General features: G+C 58.5%; 18 protein-coding genes and 2 pseudogenes. 19 read left to right on the top strand and 1 reads right to left on the bottom strand.

The window, feature by feature from the left end:
* Positions 1–29: 29 nt before the first annotated feature.
* The 14 genes and pseudogenes from nifE to MESS2_RS28650 all read left to right on the top strand — a co-directional run bounded on the left by nifE (position 30) and on the right by MESS2_RS28650 (position 14,162).
* Positions 30–1,532 (top strand): nitrogenase iron-molybdenum cofactor biosynthesis protein NifE, encoded by a 1,503-nt coding sequence (gene nifE, locus MESS2_RS28715; RefSeq protein ID WP_008878161.1) that lies wholly within the window; start codon positions 30–32, stop codon positions 1,530–1,532.
* Positions 1,529–2,911, top strand: a complete 1,383-nt coding sequence (gene nifN / locus MESS2_RS28710) for a nitrogenase iron-molybdenum cofactor biosynthesis protein NifN (RefSeq protein WP_008878160.1) — start codon at positions 1,529–1,531, stop codon at positions 2,909–2,911. The genes nifE and nifN overlap by 4 nt, the downstream gene beginning before the upstream one ends.
* Positions 2,877–3,374, top strand: coding sequence for a nitrogen fixation protein NifX (gene nifX / locus MESS2_RS28705; protein ID WP_008878159.1), 498 nt, complete (start codon positions 2,877–2,879; stop codon positions 3,372–3,374). Before nifN ends, nifX begins: the two co-directional genes overlap by 35 nt.
* Before the next feature lie 17 nt (positions 3,375–3,391).
* Positions 3,392–3,871 (top strand): NifX-associated nitrogen fixation protein, encoded by a 480-nt coding sequence (locus MESS2_RS28700; RefSeq protein WP_008878158.1) that lies wholly within the window; start codon positions 3,392–3,394, stop codon positions 3,869–3,871.
* 9 nt (positions 3,872–3,880) lie between these two features.
* The gene (locus MESS2_RS28695; RefSeq protein WP_244440110.1) at positions 3,881–4,684 is read left to right on the top strand and encodes a response regulator transcription factor; all 804 of its coding nucleotides are present in this window, start codon (positions 3,881–3,883) and stop codon (positions 4,682–4,684) included.
* 98 nt (positions 4,685–4,782) lie between these two features.
* Entirely contained in the window at positions 4,783–5,670 is an 888-nt protein-coding gene (locus tag MESS2_RS28690) for a universal stress protein (protein ID WP_008878155.1), read from the top strand.
* 771 nt (positions 5,671–6,441) lie between these two features.
* Positions 6,442–7,746, top strand: coding sequence for a lysine N(6)-hydroxylase/L-ornithine N(5)-oxygenase family protein (locus tag MESS2_RS28685; RefSeq protein ID WP_008878153.1), 1,305 nt, complete (start codon positions 6,442–6,444; stop codon positions 7,744–7,746).
* A 947-nt stretch (positions 7,747–8,693) separates the two neighbouring features.
* A complete protein-coding gene (locus MESS2_RS28680; protein WP_008878151.1) occupies positions 8,694–9,743 on the top strand; it encodes a TlpA disulfide reductase family protein in 1,050 nt (349 codons plus the stop codon).
* Between the two features lie 178 nt (positions 9,744–9,921).
* Positions 9,922–10,320, top strand: coding sequence for a CCE_0567 family metalloprotein (locus MESS2_RS34270; protein WP_425277765.1), 399 nt, complete (start codon positions 9,922–9,924; stop codon positions 10,318–10,320).
* Positions 10,317–10,634 carry a ferredoxin III, nif-specific gene (gene fdxB / locus MESS2_RS28670; protein WP_040594240.1) on the top strand — a complete coding sequence of 106 codons (318 nt, stop codon included), beginning with the start codon at positions 10,317–10,319 and terminating at the stop codon, positions 10,632–10,634. Before MESS2_RS34270 ends, fdxB begins: the two co-directional genes overlap by 4 nt.
* Before the next feature lie 39 nt (positions 10,635–10,673).
* Entirely contained in the window at positions 10,674–11,009 is a 336-nt protein-coding gene (locus tag MESS2_RS28665; protein WP_008878149.1) for an exopolysaccharide production repressor protein, read from the top strand.
* A 299-nt stretch (positions 11,010–11,308) separates the two neighbouring features.
* A pseudogene (locus MESS2_RS28660) lies at positions 11,309–11,902 on the top strand (pyridoxal-phosphate dependent enzyme); the annotation flags it as partial.
* 171 nt (positions 11,903–12,073) lie between these two features.
* Positions 12,074–13,330: a diaminobutyrate--2-oxoglutarate transaminase gene (gene ectB, locus MESS2_RS28655; RefSeq protein WP_008878146.1), complete on the top strand. Its 1,257-nt coding sequence runs from the start codon at positions 12,074–12,076 to the stop codon at positions 13,328–13,330.
* Positions 13,323–14,162: a 2OG-Fe(II)-dependent halogenase WelO5 family protein gene (locus MESS2_RS28650; RefSeq protein ID WP_040594238.1), complete on the top strand. Its 840-nt coding sequence runs from the start codon at positions 13,323–13,325 to the stop codon at positions 14,160–14,162. Before ectB (MESS2_RS28655) ends, MESS2_RS28650 begins: the two co-directional genes overlap by 8 nt.
* 937 nt (positions 14,163–15,099) lie before the next feature.
* On the opposite strand, the pseudogene MESS2_RS28645 reads toward MESS2_RS28650, so the two are convergent.
* A pseudogene (locus tag MESS2_RS28645) lies at positions 15,100–15,342 on the bottom strand (helix-turn-helix domain-containing protein); the annotation flags it as partial.
* Positions 15,343–17,125: 1,783 nt separating this feature from the next.
* On the opposite strand from MESS2_RS28645, the gene MESS2_RS28640 reads away from it, so the two are divergent.
* The 5 genes from MESS2_RS28640 to ectB (MESS2_RS28620) all read left to right on the top strand — a co-directional run bounded on the left by MESS2_RS28640 (position 17,126) and on the right by ectB (MESS2_RS28620) (position 24,459).
* Complete coding sequence (locus tag MESS2_RS28640) at positions 17,126–18,478, top strand: IS5 family transposase (RefSeq protein WP_008878139.1); 1,353 nt, start codon at positions 17,126–17,128, stop codon at positions 18,476–18,478.
* 445 nt (positions 18,479–18,923) lie between these two features.
* Positions 18,924–20,621: a GMC family oxidoreductase gene (locus tag MESS2_RS28635; RefSeq protein WP_008878137.1), complete on the top strand. Its 1,698-nt coding sequence runs from the start codon at positions 18,924–18,926 to the stop codon at positions 20,619–20,621.
* A 554-nt stretch (positions 20,622–21,175) separates the two neighbouring features.
* Positions 21,176–22,108, top strand: coding sequence for an isopenicillin N synthase family dioxygenase (locus MESS2_RS28630; RefSeq protein ID WP_008878136.1), 933 nt, complete (start codon positions 21,176–21,178; stop codon positions 22,106–22,108).
* Between the two features lie 211 nt (positions 22,109–22,319).
* Positions 22,320–22,889: a GNAT family N-acetyltransferase gene (locus MESS2_RS28625; protein ID WP_157357888.1), complete on the top strand. Its 570-nt coding sequence runs from the start codon at positions 22,320–22,322 to the stop codon at positions 22,887–22,889.
* Positions 22,890–23,100: 211 nt separating this feature from the next.
* Positions 23,101–24,459 carry a diaminobutyrate--2-oxoglutarate transaminase gene (gene ectB / locus MESS2_RS28620; protein ID WP_008878133.1) on the top strand — a complete coding sequence of 453 codons (1,359 nt, stop codon included), beginning with the start codon at positions 23,101–23,103 and terminating at the stop codon, positions 24,457–24,459.
* Positions 24,460–24,791: the final 332 nt, after the last annotated feature.

Below are 24,791 nucleotides of genomic sequence, written 5' to 3'. Positions count from 1 at the left end.
TTGCCGAATGGACTTTGGAGACTGACGCAATGACCTCGCTCAGTGCCAAGATCCAGGACGTTTTCGACGAGCCTGCCTGCGACAAGAACCGTGGCAAGGACGCCAAGGCGCGCAAGGAGGGCTGCGCAAGGCTGCTGACGCCAGGAGCGGCAGCGGGCGGTTGCGCCTTTGACGGGGCCAAGATCGTCCTGCAGCCGATCACTAACGTTGCGCACCTGGTCCATGCGCCGCTCGCCTGCGAGGGCAATTCCTGGGACAACCGCGGTGCAGCTTCGTCTGGGCCAACCTTGTGGCGCACAAGCTTCACGACCGACCTTACCGAACTCGATGTTGTGATGGGGCAGGGCGAGCGGAAGCTCTTCAAGGCGATCCGCGAAATCAAGGAAGCGTATGCGCCGCCGGCAGTCTTTGTCTATTCGACCTGCGTGACGGCGCTCATCGGCGATGATATCGGGGCAGTCTGCAAACGCGCCGCCGAAAAATTCGGCTTGGCCGTGGTTCCGATCAATGCGCCGGGCTTGGCCGGCTCCAAGAACCTCGGCAACAAGCTCGCCGCCGAGGCGCTGCTCGATCATGTCATCGGCACGGTGGAACCCGACGACGCCGGGCCGTACGACATCAACATCCTTGGTGAATTCAACCTTTCCGGCGAATTCTGGCTGATAAAGCCGCTCCTTGATCGGCTCGGGATCCGGGTACGCGCCTGCATTCCGGGCGACGCGCGCTATATCGACATTGCTTCCGCGCACCGCGCCCGGGCGGCTATGGTGGTGTGCTCGACGGCCCTCATCAATCTAGCGCGCAAGATGGACGAGCGCTGGGACATCCCTTTCTTCGAGGGCTCCTTCTACGGCATCTCCGACACGTCGCAAGCACTCCGCAATGTCGCTGAGTTGCTGGTGAGGAAAGGCGCCGACCCGGAGATCCTGGAGTGCACAGAGAGGCTGATCGCCCAGGAGGAGGCGATTGCATGGAAGAAGCTCAAGGCCTACCGGCGGCGGCTCCAAGGCAAGCGCGTGCTGCTCAACACGGGTGGCGTGAAGTCCTGGTCGGTCCTCCATGCGCTGATGGAGATCGGCATGGAGATCGTCGGCACCTCGGTCAAGAAATCCACAGTTGAAGACAAGGAGCGCATCAAACAGATCCTCAAGGACGACAACCACATGTTCGAGCAGATGGCGGCGCGCGACCTTTATACCATGCTCTCAGAAGGCAAGGCCGATATCATGCTGTCGGGCGGGCGCACGCAATTCGTCGCGCTCAAGGCCAAGACGCCCTGGCTCGACATCAACCAGGAGCGCCAACACCCATACGCCGGTTATGACGGCATGGTGGAACTCGTACGCCAGATCGACCTCGCCATTCACAACCCGATCTGGTCCCAGGTGCGGGAGCGGGCCCCGTGGGATTGCGAGCATGGTGTGAAGAACCAACAGCCGAGCACGAAGAACGAGACCGCGACGGTGCACGCTGCCCAGGAATTCGCCGGCACGACGCCGACGATTTCGGCGAGTGTCGAGGAAATCCGATGACCCGCATCGTATCCCAGACCAAATCAGCCTCGGTCAATCCGCTGAAATCCTCACAGCCGCTGGGTGCCGCCTTGGCCTTTCTAGGGATCGACGGCGCAGTGCCGCTGTTCCACGGCACCCAGGGCTGCACCAGCTTCGCGCTCGTGCTCTTCGTGCGGCATTTCAAGGAAACGATCCCCCTACAGACCACCGCCATGGATGAAGTGACAACCATCCTCGGCGGGTCGGACAATCTGGAAGAGGCGATCCTCAATCTTAAGACTCGCACGAAGCCAAAGCTGATCGGGGTCTGCACGACGGCCCTGGTGGAAACCCGTGGCGAGGATTCCGCAGGCGACATCGCCGACATCAGGCTGAAACGGGCGGAAGAACTCGCGGGTACGGAGATCGTGCTGGCCAACACGCCGGATTTCAGCGGCGCCCTCGAAGAGGGCTGGGCCAAGGCTGTCACCGCGGTGATCGAAGGCATTACGCGGCCTGGCGAGCGGGCGCGCCAGTCAAAGAAGATCGCAATCCTGCCCGGCTGGAACCTCACTGTGGCTGACATCGAGCATTTGCGCGAGATGGTCGAAAGCTTTGGGCTGCACCCGGTGATTTTGCCGGACCTCTCAGGCTCGCTTGACGGTACTGTACCAGACCACTGGGTCCCAACCACCTATGGCGGTACGAGCGTCGAGGGCATCCGCGAGCTCGGCGCGGCCGAGCACTGCATTGCCATCGGCGAGCATATGCGCCGGCCGGCCGACGTGCTGCACAAGGTGACCGGCGTCCCTTACGTGCTGTTCGAGTCACTGACCGGATTGAAGGCCGCCGATCAGTTTGTCTCCCTGCTGTCCACGATTTCTGGCGAGCCTGTGCCGGCAGGCGTGTGCCGTCGGCGGGCTCAATTGCAGGATGCGTTGCTCGACGGACATTTCCATTTCGGAGGCAAGAAAATTGCGATCGCTGCTGAACCAGACCAACTCTACCAATACGCAACCTTCTTCGTGGGCATGGGCTCCGAAATCGCGGCGGCGGTCACGACGACCGATATGTCGGAAATTCTGGAAAAGGTACCGGCGGAGTCGATTCAGATCGGCGATCTCGGCGATTTGGAAACGCTTGCCGGCGGCGCTGATCTTCTGGTCACCCATTCACATGGACGCCAGGCGTCGCAGCGCCTTGGCATTCCGCTCATGCGCGTCGGCTTCCCCGTCTTCGACCGGCTCGGCAGCCAGCACAAGCTCTCAATCCTCTATCAAGGGACCCGTGATCTGGTTTTCGAGGTTGCCAACATGTTCCAAGCCGACCGGCATGCGCCGACGCCTGAGGAACTTGATCCATTCCGCAAGCGGGAAACGCCAGGTGGGCCCCGTTCGTCGCCTCTCACTCGTCCCTGACGAGGTTCAAGGTCCGATGCGTGAACGACAAGCAGGCGCTTTGCGCGTGGCAATCGCAACCCAAGACATGAAGGAGCTCAATGCGCATTTCGGGTCCGCCAAGCGCTTTGTCATCTACGATGTGACGCGCGAGGAATGGAACCTCGTGGAAGCCGTTGCCTTCGACGACGTCTCCGACGAAAGGGGGAAACATCGGACCGAGGGGGATGACCGCATCGCACCGAAGGTGGAAGCGCTGAAGGGCTGCCACCTCCTGTTTTGTCTGGCGATCGGCGGACCTTCGGCAGCCAAGCTTGTTTCGGCAAAGATCCATCCGATCAAGGTGCGGCAGCCTCAGAGTATCCAAGAGGTGCTGTTGCGTACGCAGATGATGCTCAGGACGTGTCCTCCCCCGTGGCTGCGCAAAGTGCTGGCTGAGGCAGGTGTCGCGGAAAAGAAACCGCCCTTCGAGGAAGACGACTGAAATGAGGAGAAGGCGAAATGTTCGACCCTGCCGTTAGCCCTGCTGTCGCCGAGGACGAGATGGCGCTTGCCACTCCGTTTCTCAGATGCCTCGTGCGGCTAATCCGTGCTCAGGACTCCTACGGGGCTTGGGAAGGCAAAGCGGACACCGAGCTGCTGGCCGCCTTCATCATCACTAAGGAACAGCGCCGTGCAATCCCGATCATCGGCGATCCCGATCCGGACGTGCTGTGGAGGCTTGACATGTTTTACACCGCCGTTGGGCTTGCAATCGAGGAGCGCTGCGGCCTGATGGCATCGCCGATGATGGAGCTGAGCCATGAAGGCTTTGGGCGCGTGCTTTTCACGGCCGGGCGGTTGGTCGCTCTCTCGAAGTCGCTGCGCGACGTCCACCGGTTCGGCTTCGAGACGTTCCGGAAGCTCGCCGAGGCCGGCACGAGACTGGTCGGCGACGCAATCGCAGCCATCGAAACCTATCCCGAGGTAGCGCGCGCGTGATGGGAGCAGGTGTCGAGCGAAGGGGTCATGACAGGTCTTGAGCAGCCGCGATGGCCAGCCTACGCAGCCGACGCGGTCCGGGCCGATGGGGCTCTTGAGGTAGCGCCGATGAAGCCACTTGTCCTGATCTGTTCGCATGATACCGAGTTCTATCTGTTCCTGAGCCACATACTGGAGGTGGACGGCTTCGCCAGTGAGCCGGCAGGCGGCGCCAAGGAAGCGCTTGCAATGGCCGACGAACGGGAATTCAAGGCCGTGGTGCTGGACTGCGGGCCAGCGAGCATAACCGGGTCTGCAATCTGCGCCCGGCTCAAGCGGGAGCCCCGGACCGGCGGGCTGCCGATTATTGCCCTGATCGCACCCGGCGCCGAGAACCAGCACCTCGATCTCCTGAAGGCTGGCATTGACGAGAGCTTTGTGCGGCCGATCGCCCCGGCCAAGCTGCTCGACTGTCTACGCGCGAGGCTGGCGCTGACCAAGCGGGGTGCGAATGGTCTTGAAAACGGCGGCTGGCTCTCTTGTGGCGGCCTCGAGATGAAGCTCGACGCCCACCGGGTTCGTGGCAATGGCCACGACATCCACCTCGGACCCATCGAGTTCAATGTGCTGCGGCTTATGATTGAAGCTCCCGGGAAGGTCTTCAGCCGGGACGAACTTATCGGCGCGGCCTGGCCGCCCAACATCCATGTGGGTGCACGCACCGTCGATGTCCATATCAGCCGGATCAGAAAAGCCCTGAAAACGGCTTCGCCGGGCAGCGTCATTCGCACCGTCAGGTCGGCCGGCTACTCGCTCGAGAAGCCTGACGACTGAATCAAGTGCCGGGTGTGGTGCCACTCCCCTCCCTCACGCGGTGAGCCGGTCTTGCGGCCTGAAACGCCCCTAAAGGAATACTCAGGAGAAGCAGGCAAATGGCTTTTAAAAGCATACTCTGTGTGACCGGCGCTGACAATTCCGATCAGGACGTCAGAACTGCCGCCGGCTTGTGTGCCGAAGTCGGCGCGCACCTTTCCGTACTGATTATACCGCCTCCAATGCTCCTTATGTCGTATCCGTCGATCGGAGATGGTGCCCCCGAGTGGCCTGGAGGACGTGGACAGGCAATTGCCAGATTGAACGATCGGTTTCGGCAAATCGATCGATATACACAGGACGTGGCCAGACTGGAAAAACGCTCTAAAGACATCCAGAAACTGCTGAGAGCTAAGTCGCTCGCCTATGACGTTGACACCGACTATTGCGATCCGGCAAGCCTCGGCGAAGTGGCACGGCAGCGGGCGCTCTGCGCCGACCTTACGGTCATCGGACCGGGCCTCCTCAACGACGAGAATCTCGGACCTCCCGTTGTCAACGGCTGCTTGTTCGATACGGGAAGGCCGGTGCTCGTTGTGCCGAAGGGCGCTGAGCCGACCCTGTGGCCACGGCGCGTCCTGGTCGGTTGGGATTCGCGAGTCGAGGCGTCCCGTGCGGTTCGGGAAGCGCTGGGTGTCTTATGCGCTGCTGAGGAAGTTCGTGTCGCCCTGGTCGATCCGAAGGCGAACTATAACGGGAACTGCGCAGAGCCTGGAGCCGACATCGCCGCCTATCTCACTCGGCACGGTGCTCGGGTGTCGGTTGACCTACTGCCAAGTGCCGGCAAATCGGCGGCCACGGTGCTCGCGCAGCACGCAATCGACACGTCCGCCGACATGATAGTCATGGGCGCTTACGGCAACCGTCGGCTGCGTGAGCGGCTCTTTGGCGGCGTGACGAGATGGATATTCGAGAAGCCGACATTGCCGCTGTTTTTGGCGCGCTGACTCGTTCCGGAGTTGCACGCATGCTGTTGGAAACTCTAGGGGCATTTAGGGAACATGTAGGAAAAGGACTCCATTAACAGTGTGGGTCAACTCATTAGGTTCGTCAGACCTTGAGGCAGATCAGCTCAGTGAGGTCCGAGCCGCGGGAGATCGCAGCTGTTTTGCAGGCCACGGTCCCTAACCAATTGGCTTGCTTGCTCTTCCCTCGGTATTTTTCGGGTGCGGAGCCGGCTTTTAGGTAGCGCTACCGGAAGAGGACCCGACGTGCAAATCGGCTGCCGGCGCACGGTTTGCCCCTACTGATCAGCCGGCCATTGCTTTCGTGACATTTTCTTCTGGCACGCTCGATGCAGGAAATTTTCCGAACGCAGCGGATATCCTCCTATGATCAGGCTCACGGAAAAATGCTCTCGCCGAATTCGAGACCGCGCCTTCGCTGCCCAACCCGACCAAAATCCGGGGCATCGTGTTGGAGGCGGGCAACTGCGCCTGATTAAAACGCCGAATAAGGCTGGGAAGCATCTCGTTGAACGAGACGCGATGATCGCGTCGATCCCGCACACGCCCCATATGTCGCCGACATGCGTGTCGATCTCATCCACTTGGCAGGGTTTCCTGGGCCTCGCGGCCGCCACGCCAAAGCGGGGGCAAACTCCAGCGAGTCCAGCGGCAGCGAGGTCGAGAATGCCCGCGTAGAGCGGAAGCCAACGGCCGTGGACGATATCTGCCGCGAACCTCGCCTAGTTGGGAAACACTATAGGAGCAGGACAAGTGGAGCTCTCTTGTATTGGAGTGGGTGCCGGGCCGTCCAATTTGAGCCTTGCGTGTCAGATACACGAGCAAATTGGGCAAGGCGCACTGTTCTTGGATCGGCAAGTCGACTTCCGTTGGCACCCAGGCAGCGCATTCGATTCCTCGGAGCTCCAGGTCAGCCACTTCAAGGATCTGGTCACGCTGGTGAATCCGCGATCAGCCTACACTTTCATAAACTACCTGCACGAGAACGGGCGTCTGTACCACTTCCTGAATGCACAGTTCGGGGCCGTGCTCAGAGCTGAGTTCGAGCGATACCTGAACTGGGCCTTCCACAGGAACCCGCTCGTCCGCGGCGGTGAGACGGTGCGCGAAATCCGCTTTGACGGCGAGTTTCGGGTGCGGACGGACAACGCGGTTCTCGGCGCCAGAAACGTTGTGGTCGGCATTGGCAGGCAGCCGCGAATTCCGCCTCAGTTTCAGGGCTGGACTGAACGCAACCTGTTCCATTCCTCTGAAATACTGCACATCCATCCTGAGGTGCATAAAAAACATGTCTGCGTGGTCGGCGGGGGACAGTCGGGAGCCGAGATGCTGTTGCATCTTGTGGGCCGACCCGAAGAATGCCGGCCTGCCTCGATCACTTGGGTCTCGCAAAGCGAAAACTACCTGCCCATCGACAACAGCCCGTTCACAAACGAGCTGTTCACGCCCTGCCTTTCGGATCGTTTCGTGGCGATGAGCGAGTCGCAGCGCAGACTGTTGCTTCGGCGCTCCATGCTTGCCTCGGAGGGCATTTCGGAAAACGCGCTGCGCGCTGTCTATCAGGCGCTGTACCGCCACGCATTTCTCGAGCCAAACCGATGCGAAATCACACTGCGGCTGGGCTGCACCGTCTCGCACTGCATCAATGTGGGCGCGGGTCACAGGCTCACCCTGCAGCACGCCGTGGAGGAGGTGGAAGAAGTCACCGCCGACATCGTCGTCTTGGCCACCGGTTACGAGAACGCGGTGCCTGGCTTCTTGGAACCGATCGCGGATCGGCTGGAAAACATCGACAACGAATTGGCAATTCGCGACGGTTTTTCGGTGTTCTGGGACGGACCGCGTGACAGGCGCATCTTCGTACACAACCCGAGCGTCGGGCAGGGCGGGCTGGCCGATCCGAATCTAACTCTGCTGGCCTGGCGAGCGCGTCGCATCCTTGATAGCCTTCTGGAAAGTGCGCCGGGCGTCAATCCCGAGGCTCCTGACTTCATCTGCCCTACCTCCGTCGAGAGCTGTTCCGACGCCGTCGCAGAAGAAATGGGCAGCGGGATATGACCCGCAGACCCACTGATCATCGGCGGCGGCATCCAAGGAATGATTCTGGCTTCGCTGCAGCGAAGGCCGAAGCCTTCTCCCAAGTCTCGTGACTGAACCGGCGCACTGCATAATTCTGCGGGGGTGCATTTGCCCTACGGCGGTAAAGGCCGTGTTACGTTGCTCACTCCGAATTGCGCAGTGGTCTTGACGCCCATGGATGGGTCGGTGGAGTGAAGGGCTCCCGCCCGTTGCGATGCGTGTCGTGTTTGGATCGGGTGAGGCAAGTGATTGGGACTAGTTCAAGGAAACCCGGAACCCGGCTCGGGGCGCTGACCGTTCCTGCGGGAGCAGAGGCGAATGCCTGAATTGCGTACCACCTACCAGAAACCTTCCCAAGCTCGCTCACGAAAAATATGGGACGTGCATGCGGCGTCGACGTCTAGGCAAACAGCTTACGCAGCACCCGCGGCAGCTCGAACTCGATGGCCTGGCCCCTCATGACCCGGCTCTAGGAGAAGAGGTTAGCCATGAGCCGGCCGGCAGGCAGTCGCACGCGCGAGCCAGTCGTGGGGTTACCAGCTCTTCGAGCCGGGCGCCGAAGTGCTGCTGCTCCACTAGGCGAGGCCCAATCTTACCGTCGGCAATACAGCGAACGTCTTCGCTGTCCTAAAGCGACTGACGCATGAGTGATGCGTGTCCAAAAGCTTACAGCCGGCTGAAAACATGTCGGGTTCGAAACAATCGCCGTGTTGGGCCTGTTGGACTTTTGAAGCCAATAAAGCATTTGCTGCGCGCCAGGCGTGCTGGCACGGCCTTTGCTGGTTGAGGTGCGGCGATGGTGGGTGAGCTGACCCGCATGAGAACAAGCAACACGAGTGATGGGCTCAGGTGTGTTCCGTTCCTGAGGGTAGAGCCAGATTGCTCATAGACGCCAACAAGGTGTGGGAAAAGCTTTGGAGAATAACATGGTGTTGCGGATTGAATCCCCCGCTCCTCCGATCAAAGTCAAAGGCTGGCTGCGTGGCAAGCCCCTCACGAACTTTCAACCCGGCAAGGTGTACCTTGTTGAGTTTTGGGCGACTGGATGCGGACCTTGTGTGGCGGCGATGCACCATCTGATGCAGCTACAGGAAAAATATCAAACCAGCGGATTTGAGGTCGTCGGAGTCGCAGCTAGCGAAGAGGGCCCGACCGCGGAGGAGACGCGGACGAGCTTGGATGCTTGGCTGATTCAGAGGTTCCCCAATCTAAATTATCGGATCGCGTTCGATTACACAGGCGAAATGAACAGGCTTTGGATGAAGGCGAGTTCTTCTCTCGGAATTCCTGCCTCGTTCCTGGTGGATCGCGACGGCCGCATCGCATTCATCGGACACCCGGCGGAACTCGATGACGTTTTACCCAAAGTTATGGACGGCAGCTGGCGCAGCAGCGATGAAGCGAAAGCCGCCGATAAGGGGCGGATCGATAGGAACCAACGCACTGCGCGCGAGCTGGCGCTGACCGAACCGACTTATGCCAAGCTCCAGCCGGCGCTGCAGGCGGAGAATTGGAAGGCGGCTCTCTCTGCCGTCGAAGGAGGCCTCGCCTTGGTGCCAGACAATTACGGGTTCCGGCATACTCAGGCGGATCTTCTGCTTCACAAGCTGCGCGACATCGAGACCGGCTTGCCAGTGATGCGCCAATTGGTCGAGGACGCTATCGACAAGAAGTTTGAGGCCGTGTTCTGGATGGTAATGGCCCTGAAACAACTCTTCGATCCCTCGACGAACAACTCCCATCTTCCCCATGCTGAGCGCTTCGCGATGGGCAAGGAGCTGTCTGAACAGATCTTGGCACTGAGTTCCCCACAAAGCGACGGCCCCCTTAAATTCGTTTGGTACGTTCCGGTCGCTCAGTACCACTACGAGTGTGGCAACAAGGTTCGCGCGATCGAGCTGATCGACGTCGCGCTGAAATCGCTCGATTTTCCGGAGCCAATGCCGGACCACATCAAACAGTACTACCTTGTTTGACCAATGCCTCCCGCGGCTTATCCCGTGCTAAATCGGGGACCGAGCTGCTGGCCGGCTTTACCGTCACCAAGGACTGCGGCGGAAGATCCAATCCTTCGCGATCCGGATCGGGACGTGATGGAGGCTCTGCGTTTTCACCGCAGCAGGGTTTGCTCAGGCCTGATGAAGTGCCCGCAAGGTGAAAGTTTCTGGGCTTCGGGCGCGTGCTTTTCGCGGGCAGGCAGTTGCTCGTTCTGTCGAGGCGTCCGCCGGTTGGGCTTCGAGACTTTCCGGAACTGCGGATTCCGGAACCAAACTGGTCGATGACGCGACTGCAGCTATGCCTATTGCCATGTTGTGCGGGCGTGAAAAGACCGATTTTCAAGGAAGGATCATGTCAAACTTGGATGAGATGGTGAAAAAGGTCCGAAAGCTTCAACTGCGCGCAGCAATTGCTAAGACGAATTTGCGCGACCTTGCCGAGGGTCTTCCGGTGAAATGGACTGACATAGAGGAAGTGGCCGAGAAGGCGCACGCCGTTTATGCGGAGTTGCATGGTGCCAGGAGAGAGCTCGCGAAAATGAAGACTTTACGATGAAGGCCGAATTCATCACCCGCGACGGCTCCATGTGGATGCCGGAATATCTGACGACTATAGATGGCAAGATTTGCATCGGCTGCGGGCGCTGTTTCAAGGTCTGCTCGCGGGAGGTCATGCACCTTTACGGCGTAGATGACGCGGGCGAAATCCTCGGCGCCTGCGACGGCAGTGACGACGACTTCGATGGTGAGCTCAATCGCATGATCATGGTGGTGGACCATGCTGGGCGATGCATTGGCTGCGGAGCCTGCGGCCGTGTCTGCCCAAAGAACTGCCAGACTCATGTCGCGGCCGACCAGGTCTCAGCCTGAGCTGCATGATTTTACGAGAGAAAATCAGGAGAGCGGCATTTGCGCTTAATCATCTTTTGTCGGCTCCTGGGGATGGTCCTGTGCGGCAACGCTGTGACGGTTTACTTCGCGTTGGATTCCATCCGTCTGGCAGTCTTCACGACGCTGGCCTTTTGGCTGGTTCTCCAGGTGGCCTATTTTGCAAACGTTCTATTTCTAATCTGGCGATCCAGCGGCGTTCCCGGCGAGCAAAGGGCTGAGCTTTTCGTTAGCTCTCAGAAAGTTCGATTCCGGCCGTCAGATAATGATGAGGTGAGGAATGAATCTTCAGATGTGCGCCAGCGCAATCAAATGCTCGGCATTAGCGATGCTCCTCCCTTGAGGCGCTCAAGATAAAGCACAGCTTCCTATAAATTCGGGGCAACCGTCATTGAGTTGATCATTGCGTGCGACAATCGGATGCGACCACGTTCTGGTGATTATAAGACCATCGAATGCAGTTTCGCTCCATAGCTGCGTTCGCAGCACACCAGCACCCGGGTGCACGTCTCGACGGCGAACGAGGCGCCGGATAGCATCACCAGTGGCGCTCTTTTGGAAACATCCGAACGCAGCCGGGCTCACAGTCAAACGCGTCTCTTAGAAGCGCTCGTGCACCGCTAGTTTCGGGGCAATCGCGTACCACTGGAGAAAATATGCTGAAACGGTTCGCACGCTACCCGCTCACCTTCGGACCCACCCCCGTCGAGAAGCTCGACCGGCTCGGCAAGCATCTGGGCGGCAAGGTGGAAATCTACGCCAAGCGCGAGGACTGCAACTCTGGTCTCGCATTCGGCGGAAACAAGCTGCGCAAGCTTGAATACATCATCCCCGATGCGATCGCGTCAGATGCCGACACGCTCGTCACCATCGGCGGCGTGCAGTCCAACCACACCCGGATGGTGGCAGCGGTCGCCGCCAAGGTCGGCATGAAATGCCTCCTGGTTCAGGGGAGCTGGGTTCCACATGACGATGCCGTCTACGACCGGGTCGGCAATATTCTCTTGAGCCGCATCATGGGCGCAGAGGTGCGCCTGGTCGACGAGGGATTTGACATCGGCATCAGCCAGAGTTGGAAAAAAGCGCTCTATGATGTCAAGGCAGGGGGCGGCAGACCTTATGCGATACCAGCCGGGGCTTCTGTCCACAAATACGGCGGCCTGGGCTATGTCGGGTTCGCCGAGGAGGTGCGCGCCCAGGAGAAACAGCTTGGGTTTGCCTTCGACGACTTGATTTTGGCGTCGGCGTCAACCGGGATGGTCGGCCCAATGCGGAGGTCTGTCCTCGATGGCCGAGCCGGCTTGACGGAGTTCTCGCGCAAGCAAATGCGTCACCTACCAGATGCCGTAGTTTCGGCGTTCACCCGAAAACCTTACACAAGATCGCGGCTCGCTTGACGGGGCTAGACCAGGGAATCAATCATGAATACCGACGCTTTCGCCACGTATGAATCTAACGTTCGTCGTTATTGCCTGTCTTTTCCGACAGTCTTTACGAAAGCCCTCGGGGCGACAATCTGGGACGAGGCCGGTAAATCTCATATCGATTTCATTGTGGGGTCTGGCGCACTCAACTACGGACATAACAACCCAACTATCATTGCACCAGCAATTGAATATCTGATCAGTGAGAACATTCTTCTGTCGCTTGATATGTATACGGCGGCAAAACGTGACTTCATCGAAGCGTTTGTCAAATCGATCCTGAAGCCCAGAGGCCTTTCCTACAAAATACAGTTTCCTGGGCCGACCGGCACAAACGCCAACGAAGCGGCGCTGGCCCTGGCGCGAAAATATACCGGTCGCTCGAGTGTCATGGCCTTCACAAACTCGTACCATGGTATGTCGCTTGGCTCCCTGGCGGTATCGGGCTCGGCGTCTACCCGAGAGCTGGGAGGCGTCGCCCGCCACGATGTGATCCGTGTCCCTTATGACGGCTATGCAAACCAGGGTTTCGATTCTGCGAGTTACATCGACTGCGTTTTGAGCGATCCGGGAAGCGGCATAGAAAGACCTGCCGCAATCATTTTGGAGCCTATTCAGGCAGAAGGCGGCATGAACACCGCATCCGCAGCTTGGCTCACAGAAATCCAGCGCATCTGCCGCAAGCACGGCGTTGTTTTGATCGTTGACGATATTCAGGCAGGATCGGGTCGGACAGGCGAGTTCTTCTCGTTCGAGTTCGCAAAAATTGAACCGGATATAGTGACTCTTTCCAAGTCCCTAAGCGGTTCAGGTAGTCCGTTGTCCATTGTTCTGATTCGACCCGACCTGGACATATGGAAAGCCGGAGAACATAGCGGGACCTTCAGAGGCAACAATTTCGCCTTCGTGACGGCAGGGGCCATGTGCAAAATGTGGTCGGACGTCCGGTTTACTGCTGGCGTCGAGCGGACAGCGGTCAAGCTGCAAGCGCACCTGGACCGCCTTATCGCCAAATTTCCCAAGTGCATTGAGCAGAAGCGCGGCCGCGGTCTGATGGCCGGCCTCAAGTGCCGTTCATCGGCCGTTGTGAGCCGTGTGCACGATGTCGCGTTCGAAAACGGTCTGCTTATCGAATCCTCAGGGCCAAATCGCGACGTAATCAAAGTTCTCCCGCCAATAACCATCACCGATGCCGAGCTCGATCTTGGCATCGCCATCCTTGATCACGCACTACAGGAGCAAGACAATGTCTAGTCAGATATCTCAAGCGCCGGCCATCTCTCCAGTTTCTATCAGAGAACGCACCGGCTCGATCAGCACTGCTGACATCATCTCAGTCCTGAAAGGCGAGACCACCGCTCTGCACATGAAGCAAGCTTTCAGCACTGAAGTAGCCGAGGAGATCACCACAAACTTCAGTGGCAGCACCGGTCTCAAGGAGCGAAAAGATGGAGTGCCCGGACAATATGTCGGCGCATCGCACTACAGGAAGGACGCAGCCACGTATTTCGCAGAGGCCGAAAATGCGCGACCGTACGTCGACGCCCTGTTTAAGAATTTGGTTGACCCGGTCCGAGCAATATTCGGCGCGTTGAAGCGCGAGCTTGACAACCAGGGCATTGAATTGCGACTGGCCCGTTCAGAACACGGTCAGGCCAATGTTTGTCGTGCTATCAGCTGGTCCGGCAGCGGCACATTTTCCTTGGATCCCCACGACGATGTCGCTCAAGTCTTGCGTGCTGGGGACGGTTATGAGCTTTCTTCGGTGGCGCAAAACACTGTCGCAGCACTCAACTTCTATCCCAGCATGCCTGAGGAAGGCGGCAATCTGAGGCTCTGGAGCCATAAACCGACAGTTGCGGACCGAATAGCGCAGGGTGTGGAGACCACTGGCTATCCCTATTCAGCAGCCTATCTCGAGGGCCTTCCTTGTCGCGAATTTGAGCTCAAAGCGGGGGATATCGCCCTGATCGATGGCGGCTTCGTTCACGGGGTCACCGGTCAAACAGGTAACGGAAAGCGACGCCTTGTGCTGAACAGCTTTTTCGGGTTTGCGCGGCCAGATCTTGTGCTCTGGTGGACCTAAAGTTAGATGTCGCAGCGTAGACCCGTCGATCAGCACGTATCGACGGCGCGGCACATCTCGATGAGCTGCTGCCAGCTGCGGCTGTTGCGGGCAAACCGCGATACCTCGCGCGCCACAACCGCCCCAACCTCCCGAGACAGACTGCGGCGACCATCCGATCGAAGCCGCTCGCGCGATTCCCCCAGGGGCAAAGCGGCCGCCGTGGACCGTCTCGATGCAAAACCAGCCGAGCGCCACCAGGCGGCGGCGCATCGCATACTGCACGGCGCTCCAGATGGTTGGGCCGGAATCTTCTCATCCATCAGGGCGCGCCACCTCCCGTTGAACGGTGCGCTCGGCTGCTCTCACGATTGCGCAGACGATGATGGGGCCGAGGATTCCAGCCCACAAAGGATCGCCTTGCGCCAACGTGGTCGAGGTTCAGGCGCATCGTCAGCTTTGTCCGCATCAGGCACGTCTCTTCGGGCAGCGCCTGCCTGGCAACTGAAAGGTCTCCGCATCGTGCGGTTTGAGATCGAACTGATATGGTGTGGGCTGGCGCGGCATGGAACTCTCCCCGATACGCGTGGTAGGCCCTGATGCTGCGCCCGAATTCTATTTCGGCTGTTGCTTCCTGCAGCAGCGTCACCAAGGCGCCAACGTACTGAGGGGCAGTTGCGCCACGCGAGACCGCGCCCGCAGCGGAAAACCTCCCGGTCAGCCTTCTCGATCACCTCATGAATGTGAACACAACCCCGACCCGAGGATGCCATGAACGAAAACCCGCGTTCCCCACGTCCCGTGGGCGTTTTCTCGTCGTGTTGTTCAACACTGCGAGGCCGCATTCGTGGCTCGACTATGAGACCCCGGCAGCCATAACGGGATTTATTGGCGCAACCGGCGTCCTCGCAATTCGGCTTGGGGGGCTCAGCGGCCTTACAGAAACGAACCGAGACCTCTAATCGTCGCCGGACGACGCTTCAGTGGCGGTCACCGCTTCCTCCAGTTCGATAATCCCGAAGCTTACCGCCTTGATAGCAGCGACCGTTCTGCTGCCCGTGTCCAATTTCCGCATTACGTTTTTTATATGAAAATTCACGGTGTTTTCGGACCTATTAAGTATTCGTCCTATCTCCCAGGACGATTTGCCTCTGGCTGCCCAGAGTATGCACTCTATTTCCCTGGCGGAAAGCACGGGCACTTCTTCTATCTGGGGGAGTTCCATAGTTCTTCTCCGCAACCGTTTGCGCTGAATATTGTGAACGGCGCACAAAGCTGCGGGTAAGGCTCGGCGCGCCGTCCTTGGCAGGTCGGCGGTAAAGCTTTAGCACGGAGTTGCCCCTAGGAGAGTTATCTGAACGTGATATTATTTTCATTATATTACACAATTTCCAAATAGTGGGACATATTATATTATGGATCTGGACATTTTTTAATGGGAGTTCCCGAAAGTCGGTCTGACCCACTTGATAAGGTGGGCTTGGCTCCTGGTCCGCCCGCCAATCCGATGGGAGGACGAACATCTGGCGGGCAATCCTTTCGACTTGCATTGGTAAAATCAAACCTCAGTTCCCGGTCCCTCGTCGCTTGAACCGGCGGTCCCCGCGGTCGCAACTTGGTCGTTTGATAGTCACTAAGGCGCTGAGGCTCACGCATGTTAGAGACTCTCGAATGTGTAGTATTTGGAAACTTCCATTCACCGGGCCGAGAGACCTCATACTGTATCCGATTCCGGCTCGATCAGTCTTGCGATGCGGTCCATGATCGAGAGTCGGCTGTCGCCACAGTATTCTCACAGGGCGCCCGCAGTGATGAGGCACGAACCGTCTTCAACAGTTCGTCTCGCGTCAACCAAACGAGCCAATCGTCGTCATCTATCCCGTGCGCGGGCAAGTGCAGGACTGATCCGTGTGGCTCCTGATGTAGATACCCATATTGATCGGCAACGCCTTTTTTGATGTGCCAATCGGCAACCAGCGCATAGATGAAGTCCGGCGACCATTTAGCCCATGCTAGTCCAAATGCAATGCGACCGATAAAGGTAGAGAGACCGCAGCCTCTGAAGTCCTCGCGCAACCAGATGTCGCCATGATAGGCGACCAGCCCAGTTATGCTGCGGCCAGTGGGCGCATCGCAGCGAGACGAGGAGCCAGGCCCGGCTATGAAGGTGGGATCCGCGAACCAGGCTCTCAACGACCCAAGGTGCCCAGCAACGTCTGTGTTGGATAGATGATATAGACGCATTGCTTGTACATGCGCTACTCTTCCATCCCGATCCCGCCCGACGATCCAAAAGGCCTTTCCAGGCGGAAGATGAGAACAGTCGGGACGGAAGCTTGGATATGTCGGTGACTTCCCGGGAAGTCTGCTGGTAATTCCAACGTACTCTTCAAAATCTTCGCCCATGGTAATGTGGAGGCCCATCTTGCGCCCCAACTCGTCTGCCGCACAGATGCACCTCGCAAGCTCTAGGGTTGTGACGTTGGTCTGCATGTCGATGCACCCCTCAGTGCGCTGAACACACCATAGGTTCTAGAGTTCGCGGGAAAGCACTGATACTACGGCATCTGGTAGTTGACGCGTCCGCTTATAGGCGGGAGTGACTTTTAGCATGAGGAACAGCAAGCGCACGGAACATAGGAGATCCGCTTCGGGATCGTCGCTCGTCCGAGCGCCACGCCGTAAAGGCGGGGCGCACACGGTCTTGCCAGGGGTGGCCCAACGTGCCGGCGCGAGCTGGAAAAAGATCGGCCAGGTCGCGTCGGTGGGGTGACTGCAAGATAGCGGCTAAACTTGAGGAATTGCTGCGTCGTAGGCAGTCGTCCGTGAAGAACTCGGAATGCTTTGATTCCGTTTAATAATTTCCCCTGATTTCAGGTGACAGATTGCCGAATTTCGTGGCTAGAGGCTGCGATTTCCGGCAAAATGATTGGTGCCTGCGTTGCGTGATTCGAGGCGATGACAAGCAACGCAAGGAGCGAAGGATGCGTCCAAAGGAACGGCGCGATAGCGGCCAGGCGGACCTGTTGCGGTCCCGGCTCGACCAGATCCTGAACATGGAACATGCACTGGTGAAGCTGGCGGCGGCGATCGATTGGCGCTGCCTGGAAGAGAAGCTCGGCGAGGTCTACGACGATGGCCCCGGCCGGCCGCCGCTGCCGACGCGGCTGATGGCGGGGCTGGCGATCCTGAAGTCGATGCACAACCTGTCCGATGAAGGGCTGTGCGAGCGCTGGCTGGAAAACCCCTATTATCAGCTGTTCTGCGGCGAGGAGTTCTTCCAGCACCGCCTGGTCTTCGACCGCACCTCGCTGACGCGCTGGCGCCTGCGCATGGGCGAGGAGCGGCTCATGGCGCTGCTCCAGGAGAGCCTGGCGGCGGCGACCCGGCTGGGGGCGGCCAAGCCAGCGGACTTCCGCGCGGTGATCGTCGACACCACCGTGCAGGAGAAGGCGATCACCTTCCCGACCGACGCCAAGCTGATGCATCGTGCCCGCGAACGGCTGGTCAAGCTGGCCAGGAAGCATGGCATTGCCCTGCGCCAGTCCTATGCGAGGGTCGGCAAGTTCGCGCTGATCAAGCATCAGCGCTATGCCCACGCCAAGCAGTTCAAGCGGGCCAACCGGCAGTTGAAGCGGCTGCGCACCATGCTGGGAGCGGTGATCCGCGACATCACCCGCAAGATCGGCGGCCGGCCGGGGCTGATGCAGCTCTTCGGTCTGCCGCTGTCGCTGGCCCGGCGTGTCAGGGACCAGCGCCAGCGTGAACGCGGCAGGAAGGTCTATTCCCTGCACGCTCCCGAGGTCGAGTGCATCGGCAAGGGCAAGGCGCACAAGCCCTATGAGTTCGGGGTCAAGGTCTCCGTCGCCACCACGCTGCAGCGCAGCCGCGGCGGCCAGTTCGTCGCTCACGTCAAGGCGATGCCCGGCAATCCCTATGACGGCCACACGCTGGCCACCGTCATCCCCGCGATCGAGACCTCGATCGGAGCCAACCTCACCAAGATCGTCGCCGATGCCGGCTACCGCGGCCACAGCGCCCCGAAGGGCAAGATGTTCAAGGTCCATGTCGCCGGCTACAAGCGCGGCCTCACCAAGGCCGTCAAACGGGCGCTACGACGCCGGGCCGCCGTCGAACCCGTCATCGGCCATCTCAAGAACGACCACCGCATGGGGCGCAACTTCCTGGCCTTCTCCGAGGGCGACGCCGACAACGCCGTGCTTGCCGCCGTCGGCTACAACTTCAGCCTCCTGCTCAACTGGCTGAGGCTTTTGTGTGCCTGCTTCCTGGCGCTGTTCGCCATCCCCGCAGCGACGATCCAGCCACGAACAGCCTAATCACCGCTCAGACGATCCGACTGGGCCGGGAGGCCTTTTTGCCAGCCCCGTCTTTCCGGCCCTGATCGTGATCGCCGTCAGCGAAATCGACGTTCTTCACAGCCGACTAGGCAACAGTTGCGGAACCGCTGCGTTCTTGATCTGCGTCGGCGTTGAGGGCTCGCCTCGGCCTTCGGCAATTTCCCTATCTGAGGAGCTTAACTCAAATTACCATCTATCAGTAAGGAATCCCCTACGTGACTCGCCCATTACGCGGCCATCTCGATATTCATTCCGCTTTCCATCCTAGCTGATTCTCGGCCTCTCACCAACTACTAGGGTGTAGTGTGGATTTCCCACGGCACCATCAGGTATTTTGCTGCCTGACGAATGATCCTCTGCTGGGGGAGCCTAATAGTGCCCGTTTTCCCTCGTCTGAGCAACATGCGGGTAGTTGGAGGCTTGTGTGGTTTTCGATTATATCGTGATCGGTGGCGGTTCCTCTGGATCCGTCATGGCGAGCAGGCTCTCCGCCGATGGACATCGCGTACTGCTCATCGAAGCCGGTCCTGATACGCCCCCGAATGCCGTCCCTGATGACATCCTGGATGGCAATCCAACACGTGCTTACTTCAATCCTGATTATCAATGGCCTTCACTCGACGCGACCACGGTCCGGGATGGCCGCAAGCCCATTCATTACGAGCAGGCCCGGGTGATGGGCGGCGGCTCCAGCATCAATGCCCAGGTGGCCAACCGCGGTGGTCCCGAAGACTACGATGACTGGGCCGCAAGCGGTGCAGCGGGCTGGAGTTGGGATGAGGTTCTACCATATTTCCGTCGCCTCGAATGTGATCTGGATTTTGGCGGTGAATTTCACGGCAGGGCTGGTCCCCTGCCAATCAGACGAGTGCGGCAATCAGATTGGTCCGGCTTTATCCGAGCAGTATCGAAAGCGTATGAAAATGAGGGTCTCCATTTCAGGCCGGACTTCAACGGTGAATTTGGTGACGGATACTCGGTTGTTCCCTTAACTAATCGAAACGGGCATCGCGTTTCCGCTGCGATGGCCTACTTGTCCGAGAGTGTCCGCTCTCGACGCAATTTGACAATCTTGCCCGAAACGACGGTTGTGCGGCTGGCCTTTTCAGGACGCGCCATAACTGGCGTCGAGACGGAAAACATGTTCGGACGGCCGTCGTATCGCGCTTCGACCGTGATCCTCTGCGCCGGAGCCATCCACTCGCCCGCCATATTGATGCGCTCCGGGATCGGCCCGGCCGAGCAACTGACAAAACTCGGTATTCCGGTAGTTGCAGATATAAGAGGTGTGGGCCAGAACCTTCAAGAACATCCAGGGATCGCCGTTTCGGCGTATTTGAAAGTGGGCGATCGCATGGCACCCAATGTGAGCGGCCACATTCAGATGCATGCTCGTTACTCATCGGGCTACAATGGGTGTCCTTCGACAGACATGGCAATATCGGCGGTTGCCAAGTCGGCCTGGCACCCGCTCGGCAAGCGCCTCGGCTCCCTTTACGTGTGGGTCAACCGCACTTATTCGGCAGGAACCATCGTGCTCAAGGATCGCTCTCATGCCGTTGAGCCGGAGGTAGATTTCAACTGGTTGAGCGACCAGCGGGATGCCGAGCGACTGAAGCAGGGATTCCGTTTCGTAGCCAGCCTTCTGCAGCAAGATTCCCTGTCGGGGGTGGGGCTCGACCCGTTCCCGTCAGCTTGGAATGCGCGAGCCAAGCAGATTAGCAAGGTAAATTGCATTAATTCCGGGCTTACGTGGGTGCTGGCTCTGCTCATGGACAGTTCTCCACGCTTGCGCCGCGCCCTCATTAGGCATGTCATCACCGATGGTCATAGCATTTCAGATCTGATCAACAACGAGGAGCATCTGGATCGGTTTGTCCGACAGAACGTGACCGGCAATTGGCATCCAACGTCGAGTTGCAGGATAGGGCCAGCGTCGGACCCGGTTGCGGTGACCGATCCGTCGGGCCGGGTTCGTGGCGTTTCGGGCTTGAGGATTGCCGACGCTTCGGTGATGCCGTGCTGCCCCCGCGCCAATACAAACATTCCAACGATCATGGTGGCCGAAAAAATGGCTGATGCCATTTTGAAAGAAGACCGGGAATCGTCAGCGAAGAGGTGATCAAAACTTCATGAATGGGGGCGTGGCGGGTTTCGTCTTTCGCCAAGCGGATCAGTGCTGATGAGTTGTAAAATGCCAAACAATTCCCGAAGAGGTAGAACTTGCCGCCGCTTTCACTCCCGTCCCTATCAACAGACATACTGATGCTTGCTGTTCCGCATTGCCAACCCACTGAAGCGTGGCGGTCGTGGCGGGCAATCGTCTGTATCGAGATCGCAAGGCGAGACGGCTGCGGTCTACTACGTCCAGACCGCGGCCTAGCGTGAAATTTGGGCAGATCTTCGCGCATGTCGTCGAACAGGCTTTTGCTTTTGCAGGAAAGTTGCTTGTTGTCCCCTTTGCACTCGAGGGGTCATAAACCTTGTCTGTTGAAAGATGTTCAAGGGCTGCTAAATAACTGTGACAGTAATGCTGCATAGTGTTTATATATTTCATGTTGCAACTTCTGGAATTATAAGGGATATATCGGTGCGATAGAGAATAGATTTATGTATGCAGCGCAAGCTTTGGCTTAGATAACCCCACGTGGGCACAGCACCGACGAAGGAGCGACTATGACTACGCTACCGCGAATCTCATTGGCGAAACTGTCATCCGATTCAACGCGACGTGAAGAGCAACAGCGCTTACGCACGGCCTGCGAGGAGTACGGGTTCTTCTACCTTATCGAGCACGGAATCCCGAAGGAGCAGATCGCAGAAGCGATCGACGCTTCCCGGCGTTTCTTCGCGCTGCCACTGGCTACGAAGGAACGCTATGGCCACGCCTTTCAAAACGTCCACCCCACCACCGCCCGTGGATACAGTCCGTTGCACGGCGAAATGCTACATCCAGAGGCCGGCCCGGATCCGAAGGAAATGTTCGACCTCGGAATCGAGAATGAAAGCGACCGGCGTCCATTCGCCGGACGCACACGCCTTCCGGATGATGCCTTGGCTCCTGGTTTCGCGCGAAGCTTGCTTGCTTTGCAGGCTACCGTGCTCAATGGGGTTGTGCCGCAGCTCGGGAACGCGCTGGCCGATCTGCTTGATATGGAAAAAGGCTGGTTCCGACGTCATTTCAGCCCGCCGACGGTTCTGCAACGCGTGATCCGGTACCCGTCTACTGGCGGCGCGGCCGCTAAGCATACCGACAATGGCTTCTTCACGCTCCTGCTCCAGGAGGAACTCCCTACTCACTCCTTGCAGGTGTGGTTCCACGGGCGTTGGATCCCGGCGCCGAGCCTCCCCGACAGTCTCGTGGTCAATCTGGGCGACATGCTTCAGGTGTTGAGCGATAACCGGTTCAAGAGTACGCCGCATCAAGTGGTGCACAGTGGTCCGGCCGAACGAATTTCCCTGCCCTTCTTTATCTATCCCGACATCGACGCTCGCCTGGCTTCGCGGCAAGGCAATCACACCTTTGGTGTCGCGGAGATGATGCTGCGAAACTACGAGTCAATATGGGAAAAGGGGAATGGGGCCGGGCGCGCGCGCGAGTTGCTGTAAGTGGCCGAATTCTCACGTTCGCAAGATTCACACAGGCGTCTAAGCCGAACGCGTTTGACGCGCTATGTATGTCGACAAGCTGCTGCGGCTACAGGTTTAGCACGAAGGCGCTTCGCAGCTCGTCCGATGGCGGCCTCGGTTTCCAGGACATCATGGGCCTACGTTTGTTGTGGTGCCGCTTTTTGACAAGTGCCTCGAAAAGGACCTTTTCATGCATATCCTGGAAACGACACGGTTAATCCTCAGGCCGCCCTCGCATGGCGACGAGCTTCTTCTGCATGGACTTCATAGCGATCCGTTCGTGGCAAACGCTATCGGGGATGGAGCCTGTCCGACGAGAGAGCAATCGAAAGCCGCATTGCTTCGGTTCATGAATGATTGGCAGCATAACGGTTTTGGTTTTTGGATGGTGTTCGTCAAAAGTGAAGGTCGGTCGAAATTCGCTGGTTATTGTGGGTTGGCGTGCAGCGGCCAGAATCTACCCGAAGATCCGAACAACGTGGAACTTGTATACTGCGTCCACCTTGCGGCCTCGGGGAAAGGGATCGCCCCCGAGGCTGGCAGGGCAGCAATCCGATTTGCATTCGAGTATTTGGCGCTTGAGCAGGTCACTGCATTCATTCGCCGAACCAACACGCGTTCGCTTCGCGCAGCTCCGAAAGTCGGACTTTGCTACATCCGAGATAGAATTTACAACAATATGATGATGGGATATTTTGAGGCTGCTCCTGTAACGGTGGTCAAAACAGAAGTGTTACGCGTTTCTCCCTGCGCGAAGTAAAAGCTATTCCAACTGGTTAGTGCTACGACCGAAGCCCATGGCGAGTAAGCTGCTTAACTCAAGGGCCTTACCAGAATGGCTAGACTGACGGGCGCGAGGCCAAGCCGCCGCGCAGAGGACTACACACCGATTGATGTGCAGGATCCGCGCTTCGACCCACCCCATTATCTACAGGCCTGAACGCAGGCAAGACTCTAGGGGATCCGTCCGCATGAGCAAGGAGAGTGCCGCTATGCCCAATAAATGCTCGCCTTCGAAGGGTTCGACCATCGCGATTTTTGAGCGCCTCGAGTCTGAGGTGCGCGGCTACATTCGATCGTTTCCGATCCTGTTCGACCGCGCGGTTGGCACTACCCTCATAGATGCAGACGGTCGTGAGTATCTCGACTTCTTCGCTGGAGCAGGCGCCCTCAATTATGGGCACAATAACCCGGCCTTCAAGCAACCGTTGCTGGATTACATTGAGCGCGACGGAATCGTGCACGGGCTTGACCTTGCCACCAGCGCGAAGAAGGCCTTCATCGAGGTCTTTGAACGGTGTATTCTGAAGCCACGTGGTTTGAATTACAAATTGCAGTTCACTGGACCCACGGGTACAAACGCGGTCGAGGCGGCACTGAAGCTGGCCCGCCAAGTGACCGGCAGGTCGAACGTCGTCGCCTTTAGCAATGCATTCCACGGCGTCAGCTCTGGATCATTGGCGGCGACCGGAAACAAAGAATACCGCAGTGCCGCAGGCTTTCCCGTCGCGCACGTTACATTCCTACCTTATGATGGTTACCTCGGCCCCTCAGTTGACACTCTCGATTACTTTGAGAAGCTTCTCAACGATCCTAGCAGCGGGCTCGATAAACCTGCCGCGGTTATTTTGGAGGCGGTCCAAGGTGAAGGAGGCATCAACCCTGCCAGTTTTCAATGGCTGCAACGGCTGCGTGAGCTGACCTCGCGACACAAGATCCTGATGATCCTCGATGACATCCAGGCGGGTGTCGGTCGCACCGGCAAATTCTTCAGTTTTGAAGCGGCTGAGATCGTCCCGGACATCGTCACTCTGTCAAAGTCCTTGTCGGCGATCGGAACGCCGATGTCCCTCGTTCTTCTGAAGCCCGAGCTGGATGTTTGGTCGCCTGGCGCCCACAGCGGTACGTTCAGAGGCAACAACCTTGCTTTCGTTACTGCTCGCGCGGCGCTTGAGACCTATTGGGCCGACTCCAAGTTTGAAGAGGAAATCGCGAGTAAGTCCGTCATTCTAGCGGAGGAACTCGAGTCAATTGTGAACGATTTCCCTCGCCTTGGTTTGAGTGTGCGCGGCCGCGGATTGATGTACGGACTCGTATCTCAAAAGCTCCACTCATTACCGGTCCAAATCTCCCGCGAGGCTCTTCATCGCGGTTTGGTGATCGAGACTTGTGGTGGGCACAATGAAGTGCTTAAGTTCCTTGTCGCTCTCACCATTGACGACGCTGACCTGCGCCGGGGTTTGTCAGTCGTTCGCGACTGCATTGGGGCGGTGCAGGAAAACATTGCATTGGACTCCCGCGGAGGAGCGACCCGAACACCGACCGATTGAATGGACCGAATATTCGGTCCATTGAAAGGGAAAACCGGGAACGGCGTAAAAGTGGCCCCTCAAGACGAAAAGAGGCAGGCCGCTGATTTGACCGTTTGCCGGCCGTGTTGACCTCAAATCTGCATGGGGAGCAGGCCGTTAATTCTGGCGGACTGCCTTGAGGATGCGTTGTGGTACGCGAATGTGATCTCGATCGAGCCATCGTGGAGCAATTCGGCCGGGCCATCGGCTGCAGCCTCGTCCATCTCGTCATGCCGACCCTGTGCGTGTAGCACGACAGGCAGGCGAGCACCGCGTGGGACCGGCGAAGGGCGGCTTGGCATAAGACACCC

The organism is Mesorhizobium metallidurans STM 2683 (assembly GCF_000350085.1).
GTDB lineage: Bacteria > Pseudomonadota > Alphaproteobacteria > Rhizobiales > Rhizobiaceae > Mesorhizobium > Mesorhizobium metallidurans.
This window is presented reverse-complemented; position numbering and strand designations above follow the sequence as displayed.